Source organism: Amycolatopsis sp. NPDC004368 (genome assembly GCF_053602515.1).
The window spans coordinates 23415-39768 of sequence record NZ_JBSGDT010000012.1; the positions used below are offsets into that span (position 1 = coordinate 23415).

Genomic DNA, 16354 nt, shown 5'->3' on the forward strand with positions numbered 1-16354 from the left:
GTTGACCGCCGAGGCGTTGCCCGCGGAGCTACGGCGCGCGATCGTGCAGATCGCCCGTACTCCGCGCCTGCTGGTCGCCTGCGACTACGACGGAACGTTGGCCCCCATCACCGCCAACCCCGACGAGGCCCGGCCGCTGCCGGAGTCCGTCGGCGCACTCAGATCCCTGGCCGGCCTGCACGAGACCACCACAGCCGTCATCTCGGGTCGCGCGCTGCGTGACCTGGCGACGCTGTCGCGCCTGCCCGCCGAGGTGAACCTCGTGGGCAGCCACGGCTCCGAGTTCGACATCGGGTTCATCCACGCCCTCGACGAGAAGGCGCGTGCGCTGCACCGCCGGCTCGAGTCGGAGCTGGAGAACCTGGTGCTCGACGTGCCGGGCGTGTCGCTCGAGGTCAAGCCCGCGAGCATCGCGGTGCACGTGCGCCGGGCCGAGCACGAGGCCGGCCGCCGCGTGCTCGCCGACGTGCACGAAGGCCCTTCGAAGTGGGAGGGCGTGTCGACCACCGACGGCAAGGAGGTGGTGGAGCTCGCGGTGGTCCAGACGGACAAGGGCCGCGCGCTCGACACCCTGCGCCACCAGGTGGGCGCCACCGCCGCCATCTTCCTGGGCGACGACGTGACCGACGAGAAGGCGTTCGCGCGCCTGTCGGGGCCGGACCTGGGCATCAAGGTGGGCGAGGGCGAGACGCTCGCGACCTACCGCGTGCCCGACACCGTCGACGTCGCGCTGGTGCTCGGCTTCCTGCTGGAAGAGCGGCGCAACTGGCTCTACGGCGAGTCGGCGCCGCCCATCGAGCGGCTGTCGATGCTGGCCAACGAGCGCTCCGTGGCCCTCGTGACGCCGGACGCCACGGTCACCTGGCTGTGCCACCCGGGCCCCGACGCGCCGGCCGTGTTCGCCGACCTGCTCGGCGGTCCCGCCGCCGGCCGCTTCTCGATCAAGCCGCACCGCAACGGCCTGCCGCTGGGCCAGCGTTACCTGCCGAACACGATGACGGTGGAGACGCGCTGGTCCCGGCTGCTCGTCACCGACTACCTGGAGCCGGAAAGCGCACCGCACCGCACGGACATCGTGCGGGTGATCTCGGGTGAGGCGGCGGCCGACGTGGTGTTCGCGCCGCGGCCGGAGTTCGGCGGCGTGCCCGTGAAGCTGGTCGCCGAGGGCGACGGGCTGCGGGTGCTGGGCACGTCGGAGCCGTTCGTGCTGCGCTCGCCCGGCGTGGCGTGGACCATCACGTCCGACGGCCTGCACGACACGGCCACCGCGCTCGTGCAGCCGACGCCGGAGAACCCGGTGGTGCTCGAACTCCGTTGCGGCACCACGGATCTGAGCGGCCATGAACTGTCCGAAATAGACCGTCGCGACCGCGCGGGCCGCTACTGGAGCGACTGGGCGGCCAAGCTCAAGCTGCCCACGGTGCAGTCGGAGCTGGTGCGCCGCTCCGCGCTCACGCTGCGCGGGCTGGTCAACACCGACACCGGCGGCGTGCTGGCGGCGGCGACGTCTTCGCTGCCCGAGGAGATCGGCGGGGTCCGCAACTGGGACTACCGCTACTGCTGGATCCGCGACGCGTCGATGACCGTGCGCGAGCTGGTGCACCTCGGGTCCAACGAGGAGGCCGAGGGTTACCTGGAGTGGCTGCACGGCGTGCTGTCGACGCTGGCCGGCCCGGAACGCCTGCACCCGCTGTACACACTGGCTGGCAGCGTGATCGGCGCCGAGGCCGTGATCGAGTCGCTGCCCGGGTACGCCGGTTCGCGGCCCGTGCGCGTCGGCAATCTGGCCAACCACCAGGTGCAGCTCGACGTGTTCGGCCCGGTCGTGGAGCTCGTGGTCACCTTGGCCGAGGCGCGCGGCGAGCTGCGCGACGAGGACTGGCAGATGGTGCGCGCGATGGCCGAGGCCGTCACGCGGCGCTGGAACGAGCCGGACCACGGCATCTGGGAAGAGCGGCACGTGCCGCGCCACCGGGTGTACTCGCGGGTGATGTGCTGGGTCACGATCGACCGCGCGGTGAAACTCGGCTACGAGTACGGCCGCGACGTGCCGGGAGCGTGGCCGGAGCTGCGCGAGCGCATCAAGGCCGACGTGCTGGAGCACGGCTGGAACGACGAGGTCCAGGCCTTCACCACGGCGTACGACGGCACCGACCTCGACGCCGCGTCGCTGTTCGTCGGCCTCACGGGCCTGATCGACCCGGCCGACGAGCGCTTCCAGCACACGGTCACCGCCATCGAGGCCGAGCTGCGCAGCGGGTCCACCGTCTACCGCTATCGCCGCGACGACGGCCTGCCCGGCGGCGAGGGCGGCTTCCACATCTGCGCCGCGTGGCTGATCGAGGCCTACCTCATCACCGGCCGGCGCAACGAGGCCGAGGAGCTGTTCACGCAGATCGTCGCCTCGGCGGGCCCCACGGGCCTGCTGCCGGAGCAGTACGACCCGATCGCCGAGCGCTCGCTGGGCAACCACCCGCAGGCGTACTCGCACATCGGGCTCATCCGGTGCGCGAACCTCCTCGCCGAAAAGTTGTGAACACCTGTCACCGGCCTAAGGCGTTAGCACAGGTCGGTGACAAGTGCCGTGAAGGTCACCTTGAGAGACGCACTGTCCCTTAAGGTGACCTTCACGAGCATTTGCACGTTCATTCGGCGCTCGAACGCAGGCCGGAGCGGAGGTGACGGGATGAAGCAGTACTACGGCGAAGCCACCGACTTCGCCCCGCTGCCCCCGCTGTTCGCCCGCCGCGTGCGCTCGGGTTCGGTGGTCACCGGCATCGCGCTGCTCTTCGGCACGGTGTTCGTGTTCGGTCTCACAGCATTCGTCAACCGCCCCCTGCACGGCCACAGCCTGCCCGACGCGCCGGTCGGCGTGATCGGCCTGTTGCTGCCGACGCTCGCGGTGGTCATGACCGCCATCGTCGTGTTGTCCTGCCGCAGCTGCCTGCGCGGCGACTACCTCGTGGTCGCGCGCGCCCGCGCCGCGCGCACGGCCCTGGTCGCCTGCTTCACGGCCACCGTCGTCACCTGCCTGCTCGCCCTCACGGCGTCCGCGCTCATCGACCTCTGGAGCGACCACGACCGCTTCGGTGCGACCGACGTGCTGGCCACCTTCGCGAACTTCGCCCTGGGAGCCCTCGGCTACGCCGCGGGCCTCTTCTACGTCCGCCCTTCGGTGACGACGCTGGAGAAGTTCAGCGACCACCCGATCTGGTGATCAGGACCACGTGAACGCTCCGGAGCTCTGCAGGCAACAAAGGGCATGCAGGTGATCCACGACGGTCCCCAGCCGGCGTTGCCGGACTCGTTCGACCGTCCTGACCTGGGCGTTCCCGATCCGGCGCCCGTGTTCGGACGGCTCTTCGACGCACATTCACGCCAGTTGCACCGCTACCTCGCGCGCCGCGCCGGCGACGACGTGGCCCACGACCTCGTGGCCGAGACGTTCCTCGTGGCGCTGCGGCGGCGGGAGTCGTACCGGCCGGACCTGGGCACGGCGCGCTCGTGGCTGTACGGGATCGCGACGAACCTGCTGCGCCACCACATCCGCAGCGAGACGCGGGCCCTGAAGGCGACCGCGCGGCTCGCGGCCACCGGCGAGCACACCACGGCCGGCCACGACGGCCGTGTCGCCGAGCAGGTCGACGCTCAGGTCCGGGCGGGGCAGCTCGCCGGCGCGCTGGCCAAGCTCAACGCCGCCGACCGCGACACGCTGCTGCTCGTGTCGTGGGCGGGGCTCGAGCCGACGGAGGTGGCCGAGGCCCTCGGCGTGCCACCTGGCACGATCCGCTCGCGGCTGCACCGCATCCGGCGCTGGCTGCGCGCCAACGCCGCTTCCACCGCGATCGTCGAGGAGGCGAACGAACTGTGAACGACGACAACGTGCGTCACCTCTGGTCCGACGCCGAGCTCGACGAAGCTCTCGACGCGCTCAACCCCCACGTCCGCACCGACCCGGCCGAGCTGGACCGCGCCCGCGCGACGCTGCTGCGAGCGGCGTCCGCCGAAGCCGGGCACCTGCCGGCCGCGCCGTCGAAATCCAAGCGCACCAAGGGAACCTGGCGCTGGATCGCCGTGGCCGCGGCTGTGGCGCTGGTGACGGGCGGGGTGGCCGTGGGCCGCGAGGTGCTGACTCCGGACACCACGGTCGCCCCGGCGGCCACCGCGACCGCGGACGTCGTGCCCGGCCCTGGCCAGTACACGCACGTGACCAACACCTACATCGACGTCGAGTGGGTGGGCGGCCTCAAGAGCGCGTTCTCGGTGCGGCAGACCGTCGAGTACTGGATCCCGGCCGATCGCTCGGGTGTGTGGAAGCGAAAGTGGACCCGGCCCATCGACGCGGCGATCCTCACCGGCCAGCCCGACGACCAGGCGTCGCTACCCGGGCCGAACACGGTGACGCAGGTCGCGGCGGGCGGCGACTTCAGGCAGCCCTTCCCCTACGCCAGCGGTGGCACCGCCGACATTCCCGAGGGCTGGGACCGGCCGACGCCGCATTTCGTCGCCTCCCTGCCCGCCGACCCCTCGACGCTCCTGAACCTCGCGCGGTCCGAGACGGGCAGCAAACCGAACTCGGCAAACTCGCCGCTGGTCCCGTTCTCCGTCTACCCCGACCCCACGTTGCCAGGCGGTTTCGACTTGTCCCACGCCCCGTTCACGGCGCCGTACGTCGGTCCAGGCGAGACCGAGACGCACCTGCTCACCCTGCTCGCCTCGGGGCTCGCGTCCCGGTCGGTGCGCGCCGCGGCCATCGGTGCGCTGGCCACGAGCGCACACTCGACCATCAAGGGCGACACGGCCGTCTACACGTTTGACTACGGCATTCACAAGCTGATCGTGAACGTGAACCTCGCGACCTCGGAACTGGTCAGCGCCGCCAACGTCGCCACCCAGAACACCTACGGGATCCGCGCCGGCACGTCCCTCAGCTCCGCCGAGCTCAGCTTCGAGGTCACCACCGACTTCGGGTCGTGATCACTTCGCGTGGTTGGCGGCGTTGAGCGCACTGGCGACGTCGCCGACCTCGAGGGTGCGGATCCCGGCGGGCATCTTGCCGGAGTCGGGTGGCACGAGGGCGTGGGTGAAGCCGAGCCGCGCGGCTTCGGCGAGGCGGCGCGCGACGTTCGGCACCCGGCGCACCTCGCCGGCCAGCCCGACCTCGCCCACGGCCACCAGCCGCGACGACAGCGCGACGTCGTGCATCGACGACGTGAGCGCCAGCACCAGGGCGAGGTCGATCGCGGGTTCGGTGATCTTCATCCCACCGACCGTGGCGACGTAGACGTCCTTGTCGCCCAGTTTCAGCCGGCCGCGTTTCTCCAGCACGGCGAGCACCATCGCCACGCGCGACGAGTCGAGGCCGCTCACCGCGCGCCTCGGCTGCGGCATGCTCGTGCTCGACACCAGGGCCTGCACCTCGCCCAGCAGCGGCCGTTTTCCCTCGACGGTGACCGTGATGGCCGTGCCCGGCACCGGGTCGGCGGTGTGGCTCATGAACAGCCCGGACGGGTCGGGCACGCCGACGATGCCGCCCTCGGTGAGCTCGAAGCAGCCGATCTCGTCGGCCGCGCCGAAGCGGTTCTTGATGCCGCGCACCATGCGCAGCGTGGAGTGCTTGTCGCCCTCGAACTGGAGCACGACGTCGACCAGGTGCTCCAGCACGCGCGGGCCGGCGACCGAGCCGTCTTTCGTGACATGGCCCACCAGCACCACGGGCAGGCCGCGCTCCTTGGCGAGCGCCACGAGCCCCGCCGCGACCGCCCGCACCTGCGTGACCCCGCCTGGCGAGCCTTCGACCTGCGGTGACGCCATCGTCTGCACCGAGTCGACGATCAGCACACCGGGCTTCACGGCGTCGACGTGGCCCAGCACCGACGACAGATCGCTCTCGGCCGCGAGGAACATCTCGTCGTGGACGTTGCCGGTGCGCTCGGCCCGCAACCGCACCTGACCTGCGGACTCCTCACCCGTGACGTAGAGGGAGCGCCCGGCCGTTCTGGCCCACTGGTAGGCCACTTCGAGCAGCAGGGTCGACTTGCCGACGCCGGGTTCGCCGGCCAGCAGCACCACAGCACCGGGCACGAGGCCGCCACCGAGCACCCGATCGAGTTCCGACACGCCGGTCGCCTTGGCCCGCGCCGTCTCGACGTCGACCTCGCCGATCGGCCTCGCGGGCGCGCTCGGCGCACCCGCGGCCACCCGCGTGATCGCCGGTTTGACCCCGCCCCGCTCTTCGAGCGAGCCCCAGGCCTGGCACTCCGGGCAGCGGCCGAGCCACTTCGCGGCTTCGTGTCCGCACTCCGCGCACCGGTAGACGGTGCTGGTCTTCTTCACCACGCGCCGAGGTTATCGGCGCGCACCGACAAAATCGGTCAGGGCTCCACGTGCGCCGGTGCGGCGACCGGGACCTCGACCGTGATCGGGCCCGCGTTGCGGAAGGTGAACGTGACGTTGATCGTCATGCCCGGCCACAGCGGCTGCTTGAGCCCCTGCAGCACGGCCGTGCCCTCGTTCAGCGCGGTGGCCGTCGCGCCGCCGTCGCCCGGGGAGGCGCTGCTGGTGGCCGTCGGTGTCGTCGAGGAGGTCGACGACGTGCCGGTCGCCGGGGCCTCGGCGGAGCTCGACGTGGTCGGCGGGGCCTGCTCGTTGGTCGACTCGACCGCGTCGTCCGGACCGATCACCAGCGTGTGACCGGCGACGACGTCGCGCGCGCCGCCGAGCTGCGCCGGCGAGTCGGTGCCGGTCGAGCTGACCGAGAGCAGCTGGTCGTCCTGGGTGCCCTGGTTGGCGATCGTGAGCGTGAGGGGCGCGGACTGGCCGGCCGAGTAGGCGGCGCCCTGCGCGGGGTACTGGATCGCGACGTTGCGCAGCGCCAGCGTCTTCACGGTCGCGTACGTGCCGTTGACCGCCGGCTGCTGCGTGTCGGTCTGGGTGATCTGACCGGCCCCGCAACCGGCGAGCACGAGCACGGCACCGAGCGCCGACACGCCTGCGCCGAACACGCGGCGATTCTGCAGCCTCACGTCGGAGTCCTTCCATCTCACGGCCTCGTCGCCCCGAAGACTAGCCGGGCGCCGTCGCGCGCGCGGAACCGGTGGGGCCAACCGGTGCACCACCGCCCAAGATCAACCGTCCAATTAGGATTTCATTACCGCTGATCAACGCCTTCCCCATCACCTGCATGAGCACGGGCCGTTGAAGTTTGTCAACCCCCGCCAAGCCGCTGACCTGCGACGACGATCCCGGGTCACTAGGTGGCCATCTGAAGACCGTGCTAAGATGGATTCAGCGAAAGGGGCAGAGGACACATGGTTTTCAAGGTCGGAGAGACCGTCGTCTACCCGCACCACGGTGCCGCACTCATCGAAGCCATCGAAACCCGCGTGATCAAGGGCGAGGAGAAGAAGTACCTCGTCCTCAAAGTCGCGCAAGGGGATCTCACGGTTCGCGTGCCCGCTGACAACGCCGAGATCGTCGGCGTGCGTGATGTCGTCGGGCAAGAGGGACTGGACAAGGTTTTCGACGTACTGCGTGCTCCCCACACCGAAGAGCCCACGAACTGGTCTCGTCGGTACAAGGCCAACCTGGAGAAGCTCGCCTCGGGCGATGTGAACAAGGTGGCCGAAGTGGTGCGCGACCTCTGGCGGCGAGAGAAGGACCGCGGGCTTTCAGCCGGCGAGAAGCGCATGCTGGCGAAGGCGCGGCAAATTCTGGTCAGCGAGCTCGCGCTCGCGGAAGGCACCGACGAGGACAAGGCGGAAACACTCCTCGACGAAGTTCTGGAAACCGCGACGGTCTGACCCCCGAGGTCATGCGGCTCCCGGCGGAGGCACCGGGCAGCCCGTTCTCTACGATCACGACCCGATGAACCAGCAGGTGCAGAGCGTCGCGTTCGTGACTGTCGCACACCACACCGCCGATGAAGAGCGTGCTCTCACGTCGGTGAACGGTGAAGTTCTTCTCAAGCACACCGTGCGGGGGCTGCTCGGCACACCTGAGCTCGATCTGGTGGTCGTGTCGGCCCCTTCGCGGTGTGCTGAGTCGTTTTCGGAGGCTCTTTCCGGGCTTTCGCGCTGCCGCGTCGTTCCCGGCGCTTCGCTCCAGCAGGTTTTCACCGCCGTCGAGCCCCTGCTGTCGCCGAATGCGGTGATTCTGGTTCACGACGCACTCCGGGCGTTCACTCCACAGCGGACTGTCCGTGAGGTACTGACCACGATCCGTGAAGGCGCGCCGGTCGTCGTTCCCGTCCTGCCGATGTCCGACACCGTGAAGACGACCCACGAGGGCCTGATCACCGCCACCGTCGACCGCGACGGCCTGCGCACCGCGCAAACACCGATCGGCTTCACCCTCACGGCGTTCCGCGCGGCTCTGGTTTCGAACTCCGACCCCAGCCTCGCCTCGGTGTCCGGCGCCGTGGCTGTGCCGGGGGACCCCGACGCCATGCGCGTCGCCGGCACCTTCGAACTCACCCTCGCCGAAGCCCTCGTGACCGGCGGCGACCAGGAGGCTCCCCTGTGACCGACTTGCGCGTGGGCAACGGCGTCGACGTCCACCCCGTCGAACCCGGCCGCGAGTGCTGGATGGCCGGCCTCCTCTGGCCCGGCGTCGACGGCTGCGCCGGCCACTCCGACGGCGACGTCGCCTCCCACGCCCTCTGCGACGCCCTGCTGTCCGCCGCCGGCCTCGGCGACCTCGGCGCCGTCTTCGGCACCGGCGACCCCCGCATGCACGGCGCCCACGGCACCGACATGCTCACCGAAGTCCACGGCTTGCTCACAGCGAACGGCTGGCGCGTCGCCAACGCCACCGTCCAGGTCATCGGCAACCACCCCCGCATCGGCAAACGCCGCGACGAAGCCCAGGCCGCGCTGTCCACCGCCCTCTCCGCCCCGGTCTCCGTCACCGGCACCACCACCGACGGCCTGGGCCTGACCGGCCGCGGCGAAGGCATCGCCGCGATCGCCACGGCGCTGCTGATCCGGGACTAGCGTTTTTTCGGGCCGGTCGTGGGGCTGGCCGGCGGGCACTCACCCCGCCCACGCCCTGGCCGCGGCCGCATCACACGCGCCGCCCGCTTCCAACACCACACCCACCGCCCGGCTTGAGTGCTCAAGCCAACAGCCCCGGCCCCGGACGCCAGCTCACGCCACACCTCCACCGCCTCCACCCACCGCGAGGCCCCACCACACCCCAACGCAAGGGACCACCACGTCCAAAAGGCGAGGAACCACCAACGCGAGACGCCACCCCGTCCAAACGTGAGGGACCACCACCCGACCAACGCACCGGGCCGTACCAACGCAGGGCCGCATGAACCCAGGCCCCTCCCCGCACCCCGATCCGAAGCCTTCTTGCGGCCGACGAGCCGTTGTCAAGGCACGCTTTCCCGCCTTGACAACGGCTCAGCGGCCGTCAACACAATCCAGCTTCGGGGTGCACGCCCAGCGCAAGTCGCCCCGCGAGGCCAACACCACCCAACCGCCGCCCGCCCCACGAGAACCAGAACACAACCCGCCCTCCCTCACTAAACTCCCCCCGTGCCCATAACCTCCCTCCTCTTCGACTTCTCCGGCACCCTCTTCCGCCTACAACAAGACCCCACCTGGCTAACCCACCTCACAACCCCCACCGGCACCCCGCTGGACCTGGAAGCCCAAACCGAACTCATGCGCCGCATGACCGCCCCAGTCGGCCAAGTCGTCGACCTCGACGAAGACCACCAACACGCCTGGCACAACCGCGACCTCGACCCCACCCTCCACCGCAAGGTCTACCTCGAAGTCCTCCGCCGCTCCGGCGTCCCCGACCAGGCCCAGGCCGAAGCCCTCTACAACCGCCTCATCACCCCGTCCGAGTGGACCCCCTACCCCGACACCGAAGCCGCCCTCAAACTCGGCGCCTCGGCCGGCCGCAAGGTGGGCGTCCTGAGCAACATCGCCTTCGACATCCGCCCCGCCTTCACCCAACGCGGCTGGGACGCCCACATCACGAGTTTCGTCCTGTCTTTCGAGGTAGGCGCCGTCAAACCCGACCGGGCGATCTTCGAAACCGCCCTCGACCGGCTGGGCGCCAGGCCGGAAGAAACCCTCATGATCGGCGACAGCGAGGAAGCCGACGGCGGCGCCCGCGCGCTGGGCTGCGCGTTCGAGCTCGTCGACCCGCTCCCGACCGCCGAACGGCCGGATGCACTTCTGCGAGCCCTGCGCAAGCACGACGTCTTTTGACGTCTTGCGACATCGCCCACACCGACCCCGTACCCTTTCAGAGTGGCCCTACACCTGTTCGACACCCTGACCCGAGCCCCGCGGGAGTTCGTTCCCGTCCGCAGCGGAACGGCGTCCATCTACCTGTGCGGGGCCACCGTGCAGGGCGTGCCGCACATCGGGCACGTGCGGGGCGTGCTGAACTACGACGTGCTGCGCCGTTGGCTGCTCCACAGTGGACTCGACGTGCTGCTGGTCCGCAACGTCACGGACATCGACGACAAGATCCTCACCAAGGCCGCCGAAGCGGACCGGCCGTGGTGGGAGTGGGCGACCACGCACGAGCGCGCGTTCGAGAAGGCCTACGACGACCTGGGCTGCCTGCCGCCGTCGGTCAACCCGCGCGCGACCGGGCACATCACGCAGATGATCACGCTCATGCAGCGGCTCATCGACAGCGGGCACGCGTACGCGGCCGATGGTGACGTCTACTTCTCGGTGAAGTCGTTCGACGGGTACGGCAAGCTGTCCGGCCAGCAGCTCGACGAGGTGCAGCAGGGCGAGACCCCCACCCGCGGCAAGCTCGACGCGCGGGACTTCACGCTGTGGAAGAGCGCGAAGCCGGGTGAGCCGTCGTGGCCGACGCCGTGGGGCGACGGGCGGCCGGGCTGGCACCTCGAGTGCTCGGCGATGTCAACGGCCTACCTCGGCCCGGAGTTCGACATCCACGGCGGCGGCGTCGACCTGGTGTTCCCGCACCACGAGAACGAGCGCGCCCAGTCCAACGCGGTCGGCGACGGGTTCGCGCGCTACTGGCTGCACAACGCGTGGGTGACGATGTCGGGCGAGAAGATGTCGAAGTCGCTCGGCAACACCGTGTCCATCCCGGCGATGTTGGAGCGCTACCGCGCGCCCGAGCTGCGGTACTACCTCGTGCAGCCGCACTACCGCTCCACCGTCGAGTACTCCGACGGCGCGGTCGCGGAGGCCGCGCAGGGTTACCGGCGCATCGAGGCGTTCCTGCGCCGCGCGGCGGCTTCCGGCGAGGTGCTCTCGGGCGCCGTGCACCCGGACTTCGCCGCCGCGCTGGACGACGACCTGGCCACGCCGGCCGCGTTCGCCGTGGTGCACAACACGGTGCGTGACGGTAACGCCGCCCTCGACGCAGGCGACACCCCCAAGGCACTCGAGCTCGCTTCCTCGGTGCGCGCGATGACCGGCGTGCTCGGCATCGACCCGCTCTCGGACCGCTGGGCCGAAAGCGGCAGCGAGACACCCGTCCGCGAGGCGCTGGGCGAGCTCGTACAAGGCCTGCTGGCCGAACGCCAGGAGGCGCGCGCCGCGAAGGACTTCGCGCGCGCGGACATCGCCCGTGACCGCCTCACTCAGGCGGGCATCGTGGTTGAGGACACCCCGAACGGTCCGCAGTGGACGGTCAGGAACTCCTGACCCGTTCCACCGCGGTGGATTAAGGACTCGGTTACACATGGCAGGGAACTCACGGCGTCAGGGCGCCGTCCGCAAGACCGGCACCAAGAAGGGCCAGGTCGTCGGCTCCGGCGGGCAGCGGCGCAAGGCGCTCGAGGGCAAGGGCCCCACGCCGAAGGCCGAGGACCGGCCCGGGCACAAGGCGTACCGCGCCGCCAACGCCGCGAAGACGCGCGAGCAGTCGCGGCAGAAGAAGGCCGACCGGCCGGAGCTGATCGCCGGGCGCAACCCGGTCGTCGAGGCGCTGCGCGCCGACGTGCCGGGCACCGCGCTGTACGTCGCCCTGAACATCGAGATCGACGACCGCGTGAACGAGGCCGTCCGCCTGGCGGCCGACAAGGGCATCTCCATTCTCGAGATCCCGCGCGAGGAGCTCGACCGCAAGACCAACCGCGCCATGCACCAGGGCCTGGGCCTGCAGGTGCCGCCCTTCGAGTACGCCCACCCGGACGACCTCATGCAGGCCGCCCGCGACTCCGGCAGCACTCCGCTGTTCGTCGCGCTGGACGGGGTGACGGACCCGCGCAACCTCGGCGCCGTCATCCGCTCCTCCGCCGCCTTCGGCGCCCAGGGCGTGCTCCTGCCGGAACGCCGCAGCGCCGGCATGACGGCTGTCGCGTGGCGCACGAGCGCCGGCACCGCCGCGAAGCTCCCCATCGCCGTCGCGACGAACCTCACGCGCCAGCTGAAGGCCTGGGCCGCCGACGGCCTGATGATCGTCGGCCTCGACGCCGACGGCTCCGTGGACATCGACGCCCTGGAACTCGCGGCCGACCCGCTGGTCATCGTCCTGGGCTCCGAGGGCCGCGGCCTCTCCCGCCTGGTCCGCGAAACCTGCGACGCCACGGTCTCCATCCCGATGGCCGCCGGCGTGGAATCCCTGAACGCCTCGGTGGCGGCGGGGGTTCTGCTGGCGGAGGTGGCTCGCCGTCGCCGAGTGGCGGGCCGGCTGAGCTGAGGTTCGTTTTCGGCTGCTGCCGGGTCGACCCGTGTTGCGGGCGGCCCGGCGGTGTCGTTTCCGGGGTGGTCTGAACCCCCGCACGACCGGTCCCACTGCCCCTTCAGCCACCACCCTCAGTGATTCCCGCCAGGATCCGCCGGGCTTCACTCCACTGCGCCACCCACTCGGGCTAAGGTCAGCTCCGGAACCGAGGGGGCCCATCACCGATGTCGTTCGTTTCGCCGCTGTTCTTGTGGTACTTCATGCCCGCGGTGCTGGTCGCGGTGCTGGTGTGCCCGCGCAGCTGGCGCAACGGCATCGTCGCGGTGGCGAGCCTGCTGTTCTACACCATCGGCGCCGGGCCGTACGTGTTCCTGCTGCTGGGGTGCATGGCGGTCAACTTCCTCGCCGGGCGGGCGCTCGAGCCGAGCCCGTGGGACGTGAACGGCAAGCGGCGCAAGCGGCTGCTCATCGGGCTGGTCACCCTCGACGTGCTGGTGCTCGTGATCTGGAAGTACGCGGGTTTTGCGACGCAGCAGATCGCGGCCGTCGCGCATTGGTTCGGGGGTGACGTCGGGGTCGCGAGCATCGTGGTGCCGATCGGGATCTCGTTCTACACGTTCCACCACATTTCGTACGTCGTGGACATTTACCGCGGAGAACGGCGCGCGTTGCGCAACCCGGTGTCGTTCGCGGCGTACATCGCGATGTTCCCGCAGCTGATCGCGGGGCCGATCGTGCGGTACCGCGAGATCGCGGACCAGTTGCCGCAGCAGCGGTCGCACCGGCTGGACGACATCGCGGCGGGCTTTCCGCGGTTCGCGCTGGGGCTGTGCAAGAAGTCGATCGTCGCCGATTCGCTCAGCCCGATGGTCGAGGCGTGCTTCTCGACGCCCCCCGACCAGATGACCTTCGCGACGGCCTGGCTCGGCGCCATCGGCTACACGCTGCAGCTGTTCTTCGATTTCTCCGGCTACTCGGACATGGCCATCGGCCTCGGGCGCATGCTCGGCTTCCGCCTGCCGGAGAACTTCGCGCGGCCGTACTCGTCGGTGACCATCACGGAGTTCTGGCGCCGCTGGCACATGTCCCTGTCCCGCTGGTTCCGCGACTACGTCTACATCCCCCTCGGCGGCAACCGCTCCGGCGCCGGCAAGACCTACCGCAACCTCTGCATCGTCTTCGTCCTCACGGGCTTCTGGCACGGCGCGCAGTGGACGTTCCTGGTCTGGGGCTGCTACCACGGCGCCCTGCTGGTCATCGAACGTCGCTTCAACTGGGGCACCACCCCCGCACGCCCGGCCGCCCGCATCGCCCGCCGCGTGCTCACCCTGGTGCTCGTGGTGTTCGGCTGGGTGCTCTTCCGCTCCACCGACCTGCCCCACGCGCTCAGCATGATCGGCCACATGCTCCTCCCGGACTTCGGCGGCCTCGGCGACGTGGTCTCCAGCGCCCTGACGAACCAGCGGCTGGTGATCTTGCTCCTGGCGCTGACCGTGTTCGTGCTCCCGGCGCACCCGGTCACGGGCCCGCTGCTGGAGGCCTCCCGCACCCGCCCGGCCACGGCCCTGCGCGTCGGCGTGATGACCGCGGGCCTGGTCTACGCGGCGATCCTGGTGGCGACGGGGACGTTCAGTCCGTTCTTGTACTACCAATTCTGATCGCGGATGGCGCCCGAACAGGAACGGTTTCGCGACCACGGCCTGACCGATCGGGACTTCGAGGTCGCAAAGCTGCCACCGTGGCTCAAAGCCCCGAAAAACCGCGCACGCATTCTCCGCGGCATCAAACAACTGCGTCACACCCTATGATTCACCGCTGCCCATAACCCCTCAACTTCTCCACCACCACCCCGATCTCCTCCGCCGGCAAAAGGCGCGGTGTTCCGACGGAACGGGCCAGCAACCACACCTGGCAAAGCCACTCCAGCTGCCGCGCGCGGTCGTAAGCCGCAGCGAGCGTTGTGCCGTAAGTGATGGTGCCGTGGTTGGCCAGCAGGCAGCCGCGGCGGGCGGACAGCGCCGTGAGCATGTGCGAGGCCAACGCGGTGGTCCCGTAGGTCGCATAGGGGGCGACGCGGATGGTCGGGCCGATGGTGGCCGTCATGTAGTGAATCGCCGGGAGTTCGTCCACCAGGGTGGACGCGGCGGTGGCGTGGCCGGAGTGCGTGTGGACGACCGCACCCACCTCAGCACCGTCGGGATCTTCCGCGCTGCGGTAGATCGCCAGGTGCATCGGGAGTTCGCTGGTCGGCTTCAGCTCGCCCTCGACGGCCGCCCCGGTCAGGTCCACGACGGGGATGTCGGCGGGACGCAGGGTGTCGTACGGGACGCCGGTGGGGGTGACGGCGATCAGGGCACCGTCGCGGATGGAGAGGTTGCCGGAGGTGCCGACGACCAGGCCGTCGGAGGCCATGCGGCGGGCGTGGTCGCAGAGGGCCGAGCGTTCTTCCTCGAGGATCATGGGGTGAGCCTGCGCGAAATCGGGCCGGTGGACAACAAGAAAAGGCGGGCCCACCGAAATCGGGTGGGCCCGCGAAAATGGACAGGGAATCAGCGAGTGGCGGGAGCCGAGTCCTCGGCCTCGGCGGATTCGAGGAAGGGCTCCGTCGCCGCCTGGTCGGCCGGGTTGAGGAGCCGGAGGGCTTCCTGCACGGCGACGTTGGTGGCGGCGAGCCGGTCCGCAACCTTGGCGCGCAGGTCGAGGGCCAGGGTGCGGGCCTCGGTGGCCTCGGTCTGCTTCCGGAGGGCGTCGGCGAGCGCGAGGTCCGTCTGCGACTGCTTGGCGGCGATCGCCTCGGACGCGGCGCGGTCGGCTTCGGCGCGGGCGGCGGCAGACGCAGCCTCGGCGGCGGCGTCGGCCTCGGTGCGGGCGCGCGTGGCGGCCTCGTCGGCTTCGGTACGGGCGCGGAGAGCGGCTTCGTCGGCCTCCGTGCGGGCGCGGTCGGCGGCCTCCGTGCGCGTCGCGATGTCCTCGTTCGCCGCCGCGGTGCGCGTGGCGATGTCCTCGTCGCAAGCGGCCGTGCGCGTCGCGATGTCTTCATCCGCAGCCGCGGTACGCGTGGCGATGTCCTCGTTGGCCGCGGCCGTCCGGGAAGCGATGTCCTCGTCCGCAGCGACGGTGCGGCGCTCGATGTCGGCGTCCGCCGCCGCCGTGCGGGCGTCGATGTCGGCCTCGGCGGCGGCGATGCGCGACGCGATGTCCGCCTGAGCCTCGGACATGAGCCGTTCGCGTTCGGCTTCCGCTTCCTTGCCGAGGCGTTCGAGGGTGCGCTGGGATTCGTGGGCGTACTTGTCGGCCTCGGCGCGGGTGGCTTCGGCGTCGGCCTCGGCGGCGGCGCGGAGGTCGGCGATCTCCTCCTCGGCGAGCTGCATCATCATGCGCACGCGCTCGGCCATGGCACCCGCGCCCGACGGGCTCGAGCTCAGGCGCACGAGGGCGGCCTTCGTCTCGGAAAGCTCGTTCTGAGTGGTGGTGAGGGCCTTGGACAGCTCGCCGGCCGTCGCGATGGCCTCGTCGCGGCTGTGGGAAGTTTCCCTCAGCTCGCGGCCGAGCGCGGTGAGCCGCTCGTCGACTTGGCGCTTGTCATAACCCCTGACCGCGACTGCGAACGGGGCGCTCTTGGGAGTGGCATCGGACTTCTCAGGCGCGACCATCGGGCCACCTTAGTGAGGGCAGGTCCGTCCTTACGTACCGCCAAACGGCTGCATTACCAAAC

Annotated in this window: 15 protein-coding genes; 11 read left to right on the plus strand and 4 right to left on the minus strand. The window is 70.4% G+C overall.

What is annotated here, in order from left to right; genetic code table 11:
• Position 1: 1 nt before the first annotated feature.
• The 4 genes from otsB to ACWEOE_RS18755 all read left to right on the plus strand — a co-directional run bounded on the left by otsB (position 2) and on the right by ACWEOE_RS18755 (position 4977).
• Complete coding sequence (gene otsB, locus ACWEOE_RS18740; protein WP_452010529.1) at positions 2–2536, plus strand: trehalose-phosphatase; 2535 nt, start codon at positions 2–4, stop codon at positions 2534–2536.
• Positions 2537–2686: 150 nt separating this feature from the next.
• Positions 2687–3217, plus strand: a complete 531-nt coding sequence (locus ACWEOE_RS18745; RefSeq protein WP_452010531.1) for a hypothetical protein — start codon at positions 2687–2689, stop codon at positions 3215–3217.
• Positions 3218–3262: 45 nt separating this feature from the next.
• The gene (locus tag ACWEOE_RS18750) at positions 3263–3871 is read left to right on the plus strand and encodes an RNA polymerase sigma factor (RefSeq protein ID WP_452010533.1); all 609 of its coding nucleotides are present in this window, start codon (positions 3263–3265) and stop codon (positions 3869–3871) included.
• Positions 3868–4977 (plus strand): hypothetical protein, encoded by a 1110-nt coding sequence (locus ACWEOE_RS18755; RefSeq protein WP_452010536.1) that lies wholly within the window; start codon positions 3868–3870, stop codon positions 4975–4977. Before ACWEOE_RS18750 ends, ACWEOE_RS18755 begins: the two co-directional genes overlap by 4 nt.
• Here ACWEOE_RS18755 and radA read toward each other — a convergent pair whose 3' ends face one another.
• Positions 4978–6339 carry a DNA repair protein RadA gene (gene radA / locus ACWEOE_RS18760; RefSeq protein ID WP_452010537.1) on the minus strand — a complete coding sequence of 454 codons (1362 nt, stop codon included), beginning with the start codon at positions 6337–6339 and terminating at the stop codon, positions 4978–4980.
• 35 nt (positions 6340–6374) lie between these two features.
• On the minus strand, positions 6375–7025 hold the full coding sequence (locus ACWEOE_RS18765; RefSeq protein ID WP_452010539.1) for a hypothetical protein: 651 nt from the start codon (positions 7023–7025) through the stop codon (positions 6375–6377).
• A 285-nt stretch (positions 7026–7310) separates the two neighbouring features.
• Here ACWEOE_RS18765 and ACWEOE_RS18770 point away from each other — a divergent pair, with 285 nt between their 5' ends.
• From ACWEOE_RS18770 to ACWEOE_RS18800, 7 genes are all read left to right on the plus strand, one after another.
• Positions 7311–7802, plus strand: a complete 492-nt coding sequence (locus ACWEOE_RS18770; protein ID WP_033294400.1) for a CarD family transcriptional regulator — start codon at positions 7311–7313, stop codon at positions 7800–7802.
• 64 nt (positions 7803–7866) lie between these two features.
• A complete protein-coding gene (locus tag ACWEOE_RS18775; RefSeq protein WP_452010541.1) occupies positions 7867–8523 on the plus strand; it encodes an IspD/TarI family cytidylyltransferase in 657 nt (218 codons plus the stop codon).
• Positions 8524–8528: 5 nt separating this feature from the next.
• The gene (gene ispF, locus ACWEOE_RS18780) at positions 8529–8993 is read left to right on the plus strand and encodes a 2-C-methyl-D-erythritol 2,4-cyclodiphosphate synthase (protein WP_452010877.1); all 465 of its coding nucleotides are present in this window, start codon (positions 8529–8531) and stop codon (positions 8991–8993) included.
• 549 nt (positions 8994–9542) lie between these two features.
• A complete protein-coding gene (locus tag ACWEOE_RS18785) occupies positions 9543–10229 on the plus strand; it encodes an HAD family hydrolase (protein WP_452010544.1) in 687 nt (228 codons plus the stop codon).
• 42 nt (positions 10230–10271) lie between these two features.
• Positions 10272–11657, plus strand: coding sequence for a cysteine--tRNA ligase (gene cysS / locus ACWEOE_RS18790; RefSeq protein WP_452010546.1), 1386 nt, complete (start codon positions 10272–10274; stop codon positions 11655–11657).
• A 37-nt stretch (positions 11658–11694) separates the two neighbouring features.
• Complete coding sequence (gene rlmB / locus ACWEOE_RS18795) at positions 11695–12654, plus strand: 23S rRNA (guanosine(2251)-2'-O)-methyltransferase RlmB (RefSeq protein ID WP_452010549.1); 960 nt, start codon at positions 11695–11697, stop codon at positions 12652–12654.
• A gap of 209 nt (positions 12655–12863) precedes the next feature.
• Entirely contained in the window at positions 12864–14297 is a 1434-nt protein-coding gene (locus ACWEOE_RS18800) for an MBOAT family O-acyltransferase (protein ID WP_452010551.1), read from the plus strand.
• 151 nt (positions 14298–14448) lie between these two features.
• Here the strand turns inward: ACWEOE_RS18800 and ACWEOE_RS18805 are convergent, their stop codons facing one another.
• Both ACWEOE_RS18805 and ACWEOE_RS18810 read right to left on the minus strand, forming a co-directional pair.
• Positions 14449–15099, minus strand: a complete 651-nt coding sequence (locus ACWEOE_RS18805; protein WP_452010553.1) for a class II aldolase/adducin family protein — start codon at positions 15097–15099, stop codon at positions 14449–14451.
• An 89-nt stretch (positions 15100–15188) separates the two neighbouring features.
• Complete coding sequence (locus ACWEOE_RS18810) at positions 15189–16292, minus strand: hypothetical protein (protein WP_452010555.1); 1104 nt, start codon at positions 16290–16292, stop codon at positions 15189–15191.
• Between the last annotated feature and the right edge of the window lie 62 nt (positions 16293–16354).

Coding starts and splice junctions, on each gene's coding strand:
- ACWEOE_RS18745 (WP_452010531.1), top strand. CDS start 2,687: ATGAAGCAGTACTACGGCGAAGCCACCGACTTCGCCCCGCTGCCCCCG.
- ACWEOE_RS18750 (WP_452010533.1), top strand. CDS start 3,263: ATGCAGGTGATCCACGACGGTCCCCAGCCGGCGTTGCCGGACTCGTTC.
- ACWEOE_RS18770 (WP_033294400.1), top strand. CDS start 7,311: ATGGTTTTCAAGGTCGGAGAGACCGTCGTCTACCCGCACCACGGTGCC.
- ACWEOE_RS18775 (WP_452010541.1), top strand. CDS start 7,867: ATGAACCAGCAGGTGCAGAGCGTCGCGTTCGTGACTGTCGCACACCAC.
- rlmB (WP_452010549.1), top strand. CDS start 11,695: ATGGCAGGGAACTCACGGCGTCAGGGCGCCGTCCGCAAGACCGGCACC.
- ACWEOE_RS18800 (WP_452010551.1), top strand. CDS start 12,864: ATGTCGTTCGTTTCGCCGCTGTTCTTGTGGTACTTCATGCCCGCGGTG.
- ACWEOE_RS18805 (WP_452010553.1), bottom strand. CDS start 15,099: ATGATCCTCGAGGAAGAACGCTCGGCCCTCTGCGACCACGCCCGCCGC.
- ACWEOE_RS18810 (WP_452010555.1), bottom strand. CDS start 16,292: ATGGTCGCGCCTGAGAAGTCCGATGCCACTCCCAAGAGCGCCCCGTTC.